Source organism: Nostoc sp. CALU 546 (genome assembly GCF_048836525.1).
Window position 1 is genome coordinate 29,930 of record NZ_JAWJTF010000085.1, and the last position, 12,709, is coordinate 42,638.

Genomic DNA, 12,709 nt, shown 5'->3' on the forward strand with positions numbered 1-12,709 from the left:
CACTAATGTTCAGAATTCACTTGCCATGTAATCACAATGATTTCTGCAAACCCTAAGACAAATATTAGCCGCGAAAACGCTCCTAAAATGGCTTCCATCGTCCAGTTCTGACTCTGAACCTCCCAGATCATCCAAACAATATAGAATCCCATCACCAACCAGGGTAGAATTACCGCTGAATTCCGTCTGCGATAGAAGCGGATCGTCCTTTCGCGCCAAAATGGGAAGGTGCTGAGAAGACAAAAAATGTAGGAGGTTCCTGCACTGATGAACAAGCTTCTTTGAAGACCCGAAGGCAGGTTTGGGTATCCAAGTGCGATCGCACTCAGACAGACTCCCAGCGCGAGGTACAGAAAAGTAAACAAGGTAAATCGTTTCATTATTTTTTCTCCGGTAAAGCTTATTCTCTGTACCAGACACGCACACATTGAAAGCAATTGATTGCAAGACCCTGACTGATCATCACTGGGTGGAAAGCATTACTGGTCGTCACTCCGTAGACATCATCACTTGTGCCTTCAATCCGATCGGGTAAAACAACGGTTTCAACATTGATTACCTGTATCGTTGTACTTGCGATCCACTGATTTACAGCACTCACAACCTCAGAGAAGGATTCATACTCGGCAGGTCCGCCGAAGGGTCCTCGTTCAGTAATCCGAGGCGCAAAATCTTTGCACTGAATCATTTGATTTACCACCTTAAAACTGTAGAGTTGAGCATCAATTCAAGTAGTGGGCATCGCCCACCATTTTCAAAACCTTTCTTTTTAAAACCTTTCACTGTAAGGCTTTGTGGGCAGTGATAGCCCTATGAGATCTATTCCAAAACTTAAGCCAACCTTGCCAGTAAACCGCTAAGAACAAAGGCAAAAGCATGAACGCTGATATGAGCTAACATTGCAGCCTCTAGCGAATATTGCCAAAAGAGCCAGCCAAATGCGATTCCTACAATCCCATTCAGTAACAAAGCCCGAATAATCACAACTGGAGTGAGAGGAACGATCGCGGCAGTCGCTGGCAGGTGTAGTAGTCCAAATACCAACGCGGCTAGAACAATCGCACCTTGGTATATTCCTTGGCTTGGCAGCGTAATGCCTTGTTTGAAGATTTTCCATGCTATCCAAACAAGCAGTGACATTAAGCCCCAGCGCATCAGAATTTCCTCAGTGATGCCGCCATAAAGCATCGCCGTAAGTGAACTCAGCCAATTCGGTTCTGCATTATTGGCTGCCCGTAGCGCTTCAGGTAGTGCAGGTTGCATCAACCGATCGAGCAACAGGAGAACGATCGTCGCTGCTGCACCTACACCCAAGCTCCATTTCATCTCAATGACAGAATATGGAATCTTAGGGGTATGAAATACCCAGTAGTCAATCAAATGTGAGCGTAATCCAACGCGATAGGCACAGCCAATTCCGATCAGAATGCTGATTGCCAGTAGAATTGAATACTGTAGTCCTTGCAGAAGCATTAAAATCCATAATGGAGGCACTTTTCCCAGTGTTTCTGGAGACAGTTTCGCTAACTGTTGCTCGATTAAAGGAATAGACGTGATCGTAAACATCACAATTCCCACACTGCCCAATACAAATAAAATTCCAAATTGTTTCAGAATTGCCATTGGTTTAATCTCCAGATGCTCTGTCCTATTAGCTCATGCCAGCAGCTATCATTGCTGGGATTGCGGGCAGGTTGAAAAGGACGTGAATGCGTTTACTGATTCACACTGCTCATATGTCGAGGTGCATAACGTTCTCCAGGTGTTCCCTCGACTTCCGAAATTTAGCTCATTTGTCCAATCGGTCGAACAATGATTTCATTCACATCTACCTCTACGGGTTGCTCGATCGCAAAGGCAATCGCACGCGCGATCGCATCTGCCGGAATCACTGCCTCACGAAATCCCTCCACCCATTCTGCTGCTTCAGCATCCGTGATCGTGCTGGCAAGTTCAGTTTCCGTCACTCCAGGCGAAATCACCGTAACCCGGATGTCCGTCGATTCTTGCCGCAGTCGTCCCTCGGAAATCGCCCAAACTGCAAACTTAGTGGCGCAGTACACGGCTGCGGTTGGATAGACGTTATGCCCGCCAATCGAGGATAGATTGACAAACTGCCCTGATCGTTGCTGCTTAAAGAGGGGTAGTGCAGCAGCAATCCCATGAAGCACACCGCGAATGTTCACATCAATCATGCGGTTCCATTCATCGATCTTCAGCACCTCTAGCCTGGAAAGCGGCATCAAGCCCGCATTGTTCACCACAACATCAAGGCGACCAAATTTATCTTGGGCAAACTCGACAAAGGCTTGCATATCTTCGAGGTTGGTGACATCAAGGGTGCGGTATTCTGCTTCGCCACCTTTAGAGCGAATTTCGGCAGCGATTGCTTCCAGTCGATCGGTACGCCGCGCCCCTAACATAACCCGTAAACCCTGGCGAGCCAGCAATCTAGCAGTTGCTTCACCAATACCGCTACTAGCTCCAGTAATCGCAATAACTTTGTTCTCATCAGTTGACATGGCGATTGTTCCTTGTAAGTGATTAAATTAACGAGATTACCGACGACCCTTCAGATGATTTTGGGAAACGGGTTCGGATGCCTCATCGCGTTTGAACACCCGGAAAACAATCACCAGGAAAATGGGAATCAGCACGAGAGAGGTGATGTCGTAGAATCTTGCATGGTACTCACTAACGCTGAACAGGGCTGGCGTAGTGAAGAAGCTTCCAGACCAGTTGAACAAAAGAAAGTACGCGATGTTGTTAGCGAAATGTGCGCCGATCGCAAGCTCGGTGGTGCCGTCGATCAATGAAACGATCGCAAACAGCAGACCCGTGCCGACGAAGAGTCCGAGGAACATCCCGATCCATCCGCCCTCCTGTGACTCTGGATTGGTGGCGTGCGGCAGCGTGAAGATCACAGCCGAGACGATCGCCAGAAACACGCGGTTCGACCAGATCAGGCTTGCGCCCTGCACGATGTACCCGCGAAAGAAAAGCTCCTCAGTGGTCGTCTGGATTGCGGTGATGACCAGCGCGATCGGTACAAAGAGCGCGAACGTCTTGAGGTCGGAGTTGAAGGAGAAGCTATCGGGGTAGAGGAGGTACTGCCCCAGTCCGGCTAGCAGCACCCACGGCACAAACCCAGCCACAAAGCCATGACCGACGCGCCGCCAACTGATCTGCTCCCGCGCCGTGACGAGTGTCCGGGGATGACGCTGGTGGATGAGGGTGACGGCGATGAGGATTCCCGCGAGCCAAACCGGAAAACCTGCCATGCTCACGACAAAGCCCCCCACCCGACCGAACGCGGCATAATCCAGCCGACCGAAAGCCGCGACACCCTCTTTGCCGCCGATCGCGAGCGCGACGAGCGCACTGGCGAAGTTGGCAACGACCATCCAGGCAAAGAGGATGATCATCAGCCCCAGAACATACCGCCACCACCGATACTTACCCCACCGGGCAGCCTCGACGTAAGTCGCGTCTTTCACTTCTGTTCCGATTCCCTGGTGTCTTTTGATTGCTTTAATCTTCATCTTTGTCTCCTTTACTCGTACATATATGTAGTACTTGGAAGTTAGCAAACCTGTTTTGCGGTCATTCCAGTGAGGCGTTTAAATTCAACAAAACAGGCAAAAACTAGCGAGCAAATGCGCGATCGCCGACTAGCACTCACAAACAAGTCAGGTATAAATAGAGCTTAGTGACTTGCTGCAACAATGGCTGTCATCAACTCTGTCATTTTCCAGCGTGCGGTATATCGAATGGTATTGATAAATAAGACTGGGGCAGTTGTTACTCCACTGTGTATTCCACTTTCGATATCTTCGTGGATGCGATCGACATATACTTGTTTAGACAAGTCTTTGAGAAACTGAGGAATATCAAGCCCCAAATCATTGGCGTACTCTACAAGATAACCATTCTCTAACTTCTGTTGATAAACAAATAAAGTATCGTGCATTGACCAAAACTGTCCTTGGGCAGCGGCGGCTTCAGCGACTTCGGCGGCTCGTTGAGCATGAGGATGAATCTGTGTTTGCGGAAAATGACGGAAGATAAAGCATAAATAATCTTCTCCAAAAGAAGCACTCAGCTCTCGTTTGATTCCTTGAATCATCCTGTAAACGTCCGCACTTCTAGAGCATTGATAGTCTCCATACATCACCAGCACGACCTTGGCACTCAGCACACCTTGCATCCAATCTTGAGTTGAAGGGGGTACAAGTAAGGAACTGTAGCTGCGATCATCGTTCATTTTTTACGTTTGCAGCAAGTATAGAACTTTGCAATTGACTTGCTCAATCCATTGACTGCATCTCTATTTGCATACATTTAATATAGGAAATTGCCTTCAAGCTGTCGTCTATAGCAAGTTAAAATTTTTACAGTATAAATTGATAGAGCAACCATGCCATCGTGGAGTAGAAGGCTGGTTCTAACTCAAGTTAGAATCCCAATTCTATCGAAAGTACATCTTATAAATTAACAATGCCGCGTTTAACGGCAACAATTACAGCTTGGGTGCGATCGCTCACATCCAATTTATTCAAAATCCGATTGACATGAGATTTGACAGTGCCTTCACCGATACTCAAAGCAGCTGCAATATCGGCATTGCTCATTCCCTGCGCCAGTGAGCCGAGTACTTCTAGTTCTCGTTCACTCAGTTCTGGATTGCTGAGGCGCTGTACCAACTTTGCTCCTACATCAGGCGGAATATACTTCTGACCCCGATGAACGGTACGAATAGCATTCAGAAGCTCGTCAGGTTCAGTTTCTTTCAACAGATATCCTTTTGCGCCTGCCTGCAATCCCCGATAAATATCTTCGTCACTATCATACGTGGTCAGTACAATAATCCGAGCAGATTTAGCAGTAGCACAAATTGCACCGATGGCGGCAACTCCTTCCACTTCAGGCATTCGGAGATCCATGAGCGTGACATCCGGTTGGTGTTCCCCAAATAGAGCGATCGCTTGTTCCCCATTTTCGGCTTGGGCAATCACCTGCATATCTGGGTCACGGTTAATAATCGTGGCTAATCCTTGGCGAAAAATAGCATGATCGTCTGCAATGAGAACCCGAATGGCTTGGCTCATTGTGATGCCTCCCGATCGACGGTAACAATCATCTCTGTACCTTCTCCAGGTTGACTCCGAATCGTGAGTTGTGCACCGATGCGCTCTGCTCGTTCGCTCATGCCTAGTAAGCCAAAACCCTCAGAGGCTGGAATACTCCCAACTCCAAAGCCCTGTCCATTGTCTTGCACGCGCAAGCAAAACTGATCGCGATCGTATCCTAGCTTCACTCGAATTTCATCAGCATTGGCGTGTCGAATCGCATTGGTTAAGGCTTCCTGCCCAATCCGCAGTAGGTTACTCTCGACTTCAGTCGGCAGAGAATATACTGCACCCTCAATCTCATAATATAAAGTGGTATCCATTGCGGCAGTTCTGAGTTGAGCGATGAGACGATGTAGAGCGCTCTGTAAACTGCCTTCCTCCAAAAGCTGAGGACGGAGCGCTACTACCGATCGCCGCGCTTCAACCAGTCCAGTTCGCGCCAATTCTTTGATCAGGTCTAGGTGTGCCTCAGTTGCTTCTGAATCATCCGTTAACACCTGTTTTGCCGCTCCTACCTGAGCCAGAATGCCCGTAAACGCCTGAGCGAGTGTGTCGTGAATTTCACGCGCCATGCGGTTGCGTTCTTCCAAAATTGAGGCTGCTTCTGCTCGCTTTTGCAGCGTAATATCTCGCGCTATCCAAATCACCTGTTCGTGCCGAATCGGTGCAATGCGAGCCGAAAACCAGATTTCTCGTTCAGCTATCCACTGGCTGTATTCAACTGTGAGTACTTGTTGAGTTCTCAGCACCTGCTGAATGTAACTCAGGAATTCATCAGCTTGTTCCGTAGCATAGAGTTGATGCAGTGTTTTACCAATATACTCCTCCCTATGCAACTCTCCATATGACGGATTTCCTTTGATTGCACAGATCAATTGTCCCTCACTATTGAAGATACACATTGGATCGGGAATGGCTGAAAAGAGCGATCGCAGTTCTGCTTCAGAGGCTTGCAATGCTACTTCTGCCTGTTTGCGATCGCTAATATCCGCAATCACCCCTTCGATGTAATCATCGGCTGCATTCAGATAAGAAGAGAAAAGTCCCCAAAACACTGTCCCATCTCGTTTTCGCATCTGTGCTTCATAGCTTCGCACTTCCCCATCCCGCTTCATCACCTCAATGCCTTGTTGGCGATCGCTGGGATTGACCCAATAGCCTGTAGTGTGTTCAATTCCAATAATCTCTTGGGGTGAATCAAAACCAAACAGATCGGCAAAGCGTTGATTGGCATTGAGAATTAAGCCATCATCGGTGCGGGTTCGGTAGATACCAACCTGTGAGTTTTCAAAAATAGTTCGGAACTTGGCTTCACTGCGTTGTAATGCCTCTTCTGCTTGTCTACGCTGGGTGGTGTCATTGCCAACCGATAAGATTTCAACGACATCTCCTTGTTCATTGAAGATGGATTGATTTGACCAAACAACCCAAACTCGCCGACCGTCTCGACACAGGTTTTCACCCTCGCCTTGCGGGTACGATTGAGGATTACGAAGTAAATCATGGACAAAGGGTCTCACATCGCGTCCAGAAAGTTCGGCTTCTGGAATGATGGTTTCAAATAAGGTTCGCCCTAAAATCTGATGTTCTTCATAGCCAAGAAGCTTTACCCCATAATCGTTGATGTAGCGAATCCGTCCTTGCGGATCATAGCGAATGATCACGGAATTCGCGGTTTGTAGCAGGTTGCGATAATTTGCTTCACTTTGTCTCAATGCGGCTTCGGTTTGTTGACGTTCCGCGATCTCCTGCTGCAAAGCTTGAGTTTGCTCTTCTACCTTCCTTTCCAGTGTTTCGGAATAATCCGATAACCGTTCATATAACCGAGCATTCTCCAGTGAAATTGCTACCTGAGCAATCAACAGTTTAAGGACTTGTAAGCGATCGCTAGTAAACACTCCGGTACTGAGATTGTTCTCCAGATAAAGTATGCCAATCAGCTGATTTTGCTTAAGAATGGGCATACACAGGAGCGATCGCGTTTGTTGGTTTTGAATATACCGATCAGTCAAAAAAGACGGTTCGCTGATTGCATCATCAAACACCAGAGTTTCAAATGTGCGTTCTACTGATTGGATGACGGAGACAGGAATTGTTGCACAGCCAGCAACAGCGATCTTTTCCAGGTTACACTGTCTACTCCCACTGCACTGAGCCACAACAGTGAGCCGATCATCTTCCAGGAGAACCAGAGCGCCAGTTTCGGCTCCGGCATTTTCTATCACCACCTGCATCAACGTTGCAGTTAATTGATCGAGATGGATCATTTCTGAGATGGCTTGAGCCGCTTTCATCGCCGCAGCCCAATCGATCGCCGCAGTCGGATGACGGATAGTTTCATCGGTCACGATTGAATGTGATTGCCGAACTAGGTTGGTGTTGAGGAGTTGTGGATAGCGTTTTTCTAAGTCTTTAACTTTAGCGGTTGCGCCCCAGCGATCATAGCAATAGTGCGCCTCTTTAATGTAAGTTTGAGCAATTTTTAACCGCCCTCGCGCCAGATAATGTTTAGCCGCTAATTCATAGGCGAGTGCTTCTTCCTGGATAAACTCATTTTCAGCAGCCCCCGCGATCGCTCGCTCGTAAAACTCTTCAGCCTCAAAAAATTGCCCTAAGACTCGCGCTTTTTCTGCCTCGACTAGATGAAATTTATGTAGATAATTCATGGGAGCGTGTTCTGCCCATTTCTGCATCTTTTCTTGGTTGATGTTAACACAATTGAGCCAAGCTACTTTTTGGGAGTTTGAAGCATCGAGAGGTAGGCTCAAAAGCGCCAGAGAGGATATTGGCTGCATGGATTCTGCCCAGAATGTCTGTAAGGGTGATCGCAACACCTAGAAAAGTGGATAAAGGCATGGGGTAGAAGATATCTGGGCGCTTGTGCATCCATTGCTCTAGGGACTCTCCCCCAAAATCTTCTAAGATAATCACCAGAGTCCGTTGATAGTCCTGCTGGCTGTATGCCTTGATAACTCCTTCCAGATTCAGGGAAAGGGTAATTTTATATTCCTGTCTGTAGCGGGTTAGTTCCTGGGGAGAAGGATAATCAAGCTTTAGCATTTTTATTACGATCCTTACTCCATCGTCTCTGATGCCCCGGTACACTAGAGAATTGGAACTTTCGTATATTTTGTTTTGGATAACAATACCAGGTAGAGCAATCATAGAGCAACTCTTGAGAGGATAATCTGGCATAACCCAAACTATACAGCAATCCAGCTACTTACATTTTTCATTTTTGAGGTTCTATTTGGTTTTGTTCATTTCTAGCCAGTTGCAGGGTGATGGCGTTCACTTGCGAGTGCTGTATCAATCATGTAGAGCATTTCTACAGCACTCGTTTGACAACTGGCATAGCACGGGACACCAGAAGCGGAAAGTTTTGCCACATCCCTCGTACAACTTAACTTCCTTACTGTCCCGTTGTGGTGATATCTCCATTGAAACTGCAACCCAAAGACATTGGATGCCAATTTGCCAAAATTGTTTAGGGTATTCTCCCATACTCCAACTCCAGAACACTCAACAGCTTTTCTTCCACAACAGTGAGATAAGGTCGATTCAGCTTCCCTAATGATTGCAACAGACTTTTGACTGTCTCCTCAAGTGAATCTGAATACACTCGACTGATGCGATCGCTAATCTGCTGCATCTGCTCACACTCGGCAGGCAAGTAGTTGAAAGACTTCAGGTGTTGCAACCCAACTGTATACTCCCCATCCCAGATTTTGACGGTGCAACTAAATTCACCCACATGGTTAACTATCCCCCAGCACCCGCCTTTTCCTCTAAGTTCCGGGTTGTCCTTTGCGAGAATCTGGCACACTTTGCCAATTTAGTAGGTATTGGGTACTTGGGTTCGCTCCATTATTTGCTGCACTACGTTTTTAACGATTCTAGCTGGTGGCACTTTACCCCCTGCCTGCTCCACCGCTTTTACCCACACTTCTTGCTGTTGTTCGGGTTCAAGCTTTGTCATTGGTCGGACTTGACGTTCGTTAGTTGGCAAAATGTGATCCAATGGATCACATTTTTCAAGTAAATTATCAAAAACAACAGCTGCATCCATTAAAAGATAAGACTGGCGACGACTATGCCCAAAGCGATCGCGGCAGTATTCCTCAAACGTGCGGTGACTTGAACGGTAAAGCCGACGATCGCGCAATTCTGCCAGTGCCTTACCTGCTTCAAAAAACGCCCGCTCCACTTTCCTCTCCAGATGTAGGCGATCGCTTTGCTCCTCTTGGGTCAACTCTGTTACTTCAACAGCAGTAACTGTAATCGTTGCGGAACTTGGATCTACTTGCTGAGAGATATCCTCGTTTACAGAGTTAGCTGCTGAAGTTGAATCGGTAGATGCGGGAGAAGTGTCTTTTTTGCTTCTAGAAGGTGGTTTAGCCATTATTCCACCCTGTTTAATTCAACAATATTTTTTCAGAATCAATTACAACGTAGATTTTGGAAATAGTTGATAACTGCTCCGTCATAGCCCAATGCAGGTATCACTTGCTACGTAAACAGTGTTAGTCCCCAATTTTATAAATGGCAAAAATGCTTGAAATAATAGGTATTCCCATCTCTGATAAAAAAGCATAACTGTGGCTGCTTGCACTCATCCACTTGTTCACTGGCTGATTGTGGATTGTAAATAAATTATTGCAATATTAATAACTTCTTAAGCCCTAATTAAACCCGATTTGGTAATTAATCTTGTTAATAACTAGATGGTTATTATTTAGGTTTTTTATTCCCTTTTATTGTAGAAATTTCAACAAGGACTTTTATGGAGCATGTACATTTCCAGGGCTTGCTATCCACTACAACAAAGCGGCGACGCTTTCTGCTCGGTGCCGGCACATTGACCGCAAGCGCTATTGCTAGTCTTTGGACTCATAAAGTTGTTGCATTGTCAAGATTCTCTGCCTATCCCTTCAGTCTTGGTGTTGCTTCTGGCGATCCTTTACCAGATAGTGTAGTGCTATGGACACGGCTGGCTCCAGATCCCTTAAATGGTGGCGGTATGCCGCCATTTAATGTGCCAGTACGGTGGCAAGTTGCTTTGGATGAAAACATGAGACAAGTTGTGCTACGGGGCGTGGCATTGGCAACCCCTGAATTAGCACATTCTGTTCATGTAAATGTACGTGGTTTACAGCCTAACCGTTGGTATTGGTATCAGTTTAAAGTGGGTAATGAAGATAGTCCAATTGGTCGTACCCGTACTGCTCCAGCGATTGGCACTAGGTTGAATCAGCTGAATTTTGCGTTTGTTACTTGCCAAAAATGGGAAGATGGTTTCTATTCTGCTTATCGTCACCTAGCTGAAGAAGATTTAGATTTGGTTTTTCACTTGGGTGATTATATTTACGAATACGGCATCCCTGCTACAGGTGGTGTACGCAACATTTCTTTACCTGAAGAGTTTAGAAAAGAAACGAATACGCTGGAGCAATACCGCCTTCGATATGCTCTATATAAAACTGACCCGGATTTACAAAAAGCTCACGCCTTATTTCCTTTTACAGTCACCTGGGACGATCACGAAGTTGAAAATGACTATACAGATGACATTTCGGAAAACAACGATCCGGTCGAACAGTTTCTCAAAAGGCGTGCAGCTGCTTATCAGGCTTATTATGAGCATCAGCCACTGCGAGAATTTTCCCTACCACAGGGGCCAGATATGCTTATTTACCGTCGGCTGACTTTTGGTAATCTGGCGGAATTTAACGTACTTGATAGCCGCCAGTATCGCAGCGATCAGCCATGCGGTGACGGTGAAACACCTCGTTGTCCAGCAGCGCTAGATCCATTTAAAACCATGCTTGGTTCTCAGCAGGAGCGCTGGCTGCTAGATGGTCTTGATCGTTCTCAAGCACGTTGGAACATACTTGCTCAACAGGTGCTGATGGCAGAGCTAGATCATAAAATTGCGCCAGGCGAAATCTTTTGGAACGACTCATGGGATGGATATCCCCTTGCACGTAATCGTGTTTTAAGTCACATCGCCAGCCGCCGGATTCCTAACCCAGTGGTGATTACTGGCGATTGGCATTCTACATTTGTCAATGACCTCAAGCTGGACTTTAAGGCTTCTAACTCTCCAACAGTGGCTACAGAGTTTGTGACTCCTTCAATTACTAGCAATGGTGATGCCAATGTTTACGGCCCCTACTATGGACCGAAGATTCCAGAAAACCCCCATATTAAGTTCTTTGATGGCGATCGCCGAGGCTACTTCCGAGTCAACCTTAACTATGAGCGTTGGCAGACTGACCTGCGTATTGTTACAACTGTAAGTCGTCCAGATGCGCCTGTATATACCTTTGCTTCCTTTGTTGTTGAGAATGGTCATCCAGGTGCCAAATTAGACTAGTATTTAAGCTTTTGCGTATTCAAATATTTGAGTACGCAAAAGCTTAAAAGTGTAATCCCACTCCATTACGAACTCCATTCAGCGCTGTATCAATTATGTAGAGCGATTCTACAGCACTCGTTTGACAACTGGCGTAGCACGGGACACCAGAAGCGGAAAGTTTTGCCCTATCCCTCGTACAACTTCTTCGCTGTCCTATTGTGGTGATATCTCCGTTGAAACTGCAACCCAAAGATACAGCGCTTCCGGCTATTATGCAATACAGTTTTTCTCCTTGCCCTCTCCTATCAAAGCTTTCAGATTTGAGGATGTACCTCATAGCTGGCGGAAGTGCTGTATTGAATGCCAAATTGCCAAAATTGTTCAGGGGTTATCTTATCTCGTATTCAGACTCCAGAAGATTCAACAATTTCTCTTCGACAGCAGTAAGATAAGGTCGATTCACCTTCCCCAACGACTGCAACAGACTTTTGACTGTCTCTTCCAGCGAATCGGAATACACCTGATTAATGCGATCGATCGCAAATCACCTGCATCTGCTGACACTCGGCAGGCGGGTAGTTGAAGGACTTCAGGTGCTGCAAAGCAACCGTGTGTTCTCCATCCCACATTCTCACGGTGCAACTAAAGTCATTCACTGCGCTAACAATCGCCCAGCAGCCACCTTTGCCTCTGAGTTCCGGGTTGTCCTTAATTAGGATTTGGCAGACAGAAACTCACCTTAATCTCAGTAGGAGCTTGCTTGGCTACCAGTTAGCAATCTTGAGGCTATTATACTGAATAACAAGTAAATAAATATACTGATGTATTATTGCAAATTGAGATAGTAAAGTATTTAATAGATTAAAATAAAGCTAATGAAAAAACTATTTGTAACTATTAATATTTTGGCGTTTTTATTACCTTTAACTGCTGTAGCTAATAATATAAATGACGATTTGTCATTTTTCAGCAGCAACAACAATTTGATTATCGCACTGGATAACAAAACTAATACTGCATGTTCTTTCAATACAAAGACTAATTCAGTCGTTAAAATGTCTGGCGTTAAGTTTACTAATACCCGAATGGTCGGGGCTTCTTACTGGTGGGGAAAACTAGGCGGCAACTTGAACCATTTTCTTGATCCTAAAACATTAAAGATTAGCGAAATTAAAGGTAAATGGAGCGACAACAACGTAATCTCAGTAAATCGCAAAGT

The 12,709-nt window shown here is 46.0% G+C and carries 15 protein-coding genes; 3 read left to right on the forward strand and 12 right to left on the reverse strand.

Translation table 11 applies throughout. The features are described from left to right. Positions 1-2 precede the first annotated feature (2 nt). From RRG12_RS30950 to RRG12_RS31005, 12 genes are all read right to left on the reverse strand, one after another. Positions 3-380, reverse strand: a complete 378-nt coding sequence (locus RRG12_RS30950; protein ID WP_069072014.1) for a hypothetical protein — start codon at positions 378-380, stop codon at positions 3-5. A 20-nt stretch (positions 381-400) separates the two neighbouring features. Next, complete coding sequence (locus RRG12_RS30955) at positions 401-601, reverse strand: hypothetical protein (RefSeq protein WP_420761845.1); 201 nt, start codon at positions 599-601, stop codon at positions 401-403. Between the two features lie 230 nt (positions 602-831). Continuing rightward, entirely contained in the window at positions 832-1,623 is a 792-nt protein-coding gene (locus tag RRG12_RS30960; protein ID WP_069072012.1) for a CPBP family intramembrane glutamic endopeptidase, read from the reverse strand. Positions 1,624-1,784: 161 nt separating this feature from the next. Then, on the reverse strand, positions 1,785-2,522 hold the full coding sequence (locus RRG12_RS30965; RefSeq protein ID WP_069072011.1) for an SDR family oxidoreductase: 738 nt from the start codon (positions 2,520-2,522) through the stop codon (positions 1,785-1,787). Between the two features lie 36 nt (positions 2,523-2,558). Next, positions 2,559-3,542, reverse strand: a complete 984-nt coding sequence (locus RRG12_RS30970; RefSeq protein ID WP_069072010.1) for a CPBP family intramembrane glutamic endopeptidase — start codon at positions 3,540-3,542, stop codon at positions 2,559-2,561. A gap of 164 nt (positions 3,543-3,706) precedes the next feature. Continuing rightward, positions 3,707-4,264, reverse strand: a complete 558-nt coding sequence (locus RRG12_RS30975; protein WP_420761846.1) for a DsbA family protein — start codon at positions 4,262-4,264, stop codon at positions 3,707-3,709. A gap of 220 nt (positions 4,265-4,484) precedes the next feature. After that, positions 4,485-5,108 carry a response regulator gene (locus tag RRG12_RS30980; protein ID WP_029634594.1) on the reverse strand — a complete coding sequence of 208 codons (624 nt, stop codon included), beginning with the start codon at positions 5,106-5,108 and terminating at the stop codon, positions 4,485-4,487. Further along, complete coding sequence (locus tag RRG12_RS30985; RefSeq protein WP_420761851.1) at positions 5,105-7,825, reverse strand: PAS domain S-box protein; 2,721 nt, start codon at positions 7,823-7,825, stop codon at positions 5,105-5,107. Before RRG12_RS30985 ends, RRG12_RS30980 begins: the two co-directional genes overlap by 4 nt. Positions 7,826-7,841: 16 nt before the next feature. Further along, positions 7,842-8,192, reverse strand: a complete 351-nt coding sequence (locus RRG12_RS30990) for a hypothetical protein (RefSeq protein WP_420761847.1) — start codon at positions 8,190-8,192, stop codon at positions 7,842-7,844. 206 nt (positions 8,193-8,398) lie between these two features. Next, positions 8,399-8,521, reverse strand: a complete 123-nt coding sequence (locus RRG12_RS30995) for a hypothetical protein (RefSeq protein WP_420760671.1) — start codon at positions 8,519-8,521, stop codon at positions 8,399-8,401. Positions 8,522-8,619: 98 nt separating this feature from the next. Then, entirely contained in the window at positions 8,620-8,958 is a 339-nt protein-coding gene (locus RRG12_RS31000) for a hypothetical protein (protein ID WP_370684503.1), read from the reverse strand. 9 nt (positions 8,959-8,967) lie between these two features. Then, positions 8,968-9,534, reverse strand: a complete 567-nt coding sequence (locus tag RRG12_RS31005; RefSeq protein ID WP_370684504.1) for a hypothetical protein — start codon at positions 9,532-9,534, stop codon at positions 8,968-8,970. Between the two features lie 381 nt (positions 9,535-9,915). Here RRG12_RS31005 and RRG12_RS31010 point away from each other — a divergent pair, with 381 nt between their 5' ends. From RRG12_RS31010 to RRG12_RS31020, 3 genes are all read left to right on the forward strand, one after another. Beyond that, entirely contained in the window at positions 9,916-11,508 is a 1,593-nt protein-coding gene (locus tag RRG12_RS31010) for an alkaline phosphatase D family protein (protein ID WP_069073580.1), read from the forward strand. Positions 11,509-12,017: 509 nt separating this feature from the next. Next, the gene (locus RRG12_RS31015; RefSeq protein ID WP_420761848.1) at positions 12,018-12,206 is read left to right on the forward strand and encodes a hypothetical protein; all 189 of its coding nucleotides are present in this window, start codon (positions 12,018-12,020) and stop codon (positions 12,204-12,206) included. A 159-nt stretch (positions 12,207-12,365) separates the two neighbouring features. After that, positions 12,366-12,709 (forward strand): hypothetical protein (locus tag RRG12_RS31020; protein WP_420761849.1); only part of this gene is annotated, 344 nt, incomplete at its 3' end.

Bases quoted from the DNA above. Each gene is read 5' to 3' on its own strand.
- RRG12_RS30985 (WP_420761851.1), bottom strand. From the start codon at position 7,825: ATGCAGAAATGGGCAGAACACGCTCCCATGAATTATCTACATAAATTT.
- RRG12_RS30950 (WP_069072014.1), bottom strand. From the start codon at position 380: ATGAAACGATTTACCTTGTTTACTTTTCTGTACCTCGCGCTGGGAGTC.
- RRG12_RS30990 (WP_420761847.1), bottom strand. From the start codon at position 8,192: ATGCTAAAGCTTGATTATCCTTCTCCCCAGGAACTAACCCGCTACAGA.
- RRG12_RS30960 (WP_069072012.1), bottom strand. From the start codon at position 1,623: ATGGCAATTCTGAAACAATTTGGAATTTTATTTGTATTGGGCAGTGTG.
- RRG12_RS31005 (WP_370684504.1), bottom strand. From the start codon at position 9,534: ATGGCTAAACCACCTTCTAGAAGCAAAAAAGACACTTCTCCCGCATCT.
- RRG12_RS30970 (WP_069072010.1), bottom strand. From the start codon at position 3,542: ATGAAGATTAAAGCAATCAAAAGACACCAGGGAATCGGAACAGAAGTG.
- RRG12_RS30975 (WP_420761846.1), bottom strand. From the start codon at position 4,264: ATGAACGATGATCGCAGCTACAGTTCCTTACTTGTACCCCCTTCAACT.
- RRG12_RS30965 (WP_069072011.1), bottom strand. From the start codon at position 2,522: ATGTCAACTGATGAGAACAAAGTTATTGCGATTACTGGAGCTAGTAGC.
- RRG12_RS31015 (WP_420761848.1), top strand. From the start codon at position 12,018: ATGCGATCGATCGCAAATCACCTGCATCTGCTGACACTCGGCAGGCGG.
- RRG12_RS31010 (WP_069073580.1), top strand. From the start codon at position 9,916: ATGGAGCATGTACATTTCCAGGGCTTGCTATCCACTACAACAAAGCGG.
- RRG12_RS30980 (WP_029634594.1), bottom strand. From the start codon at position 5,108: ATGAGCCAAGCCATTCGGGTTCTCATTGCAGACGATCATGCTATTTTT.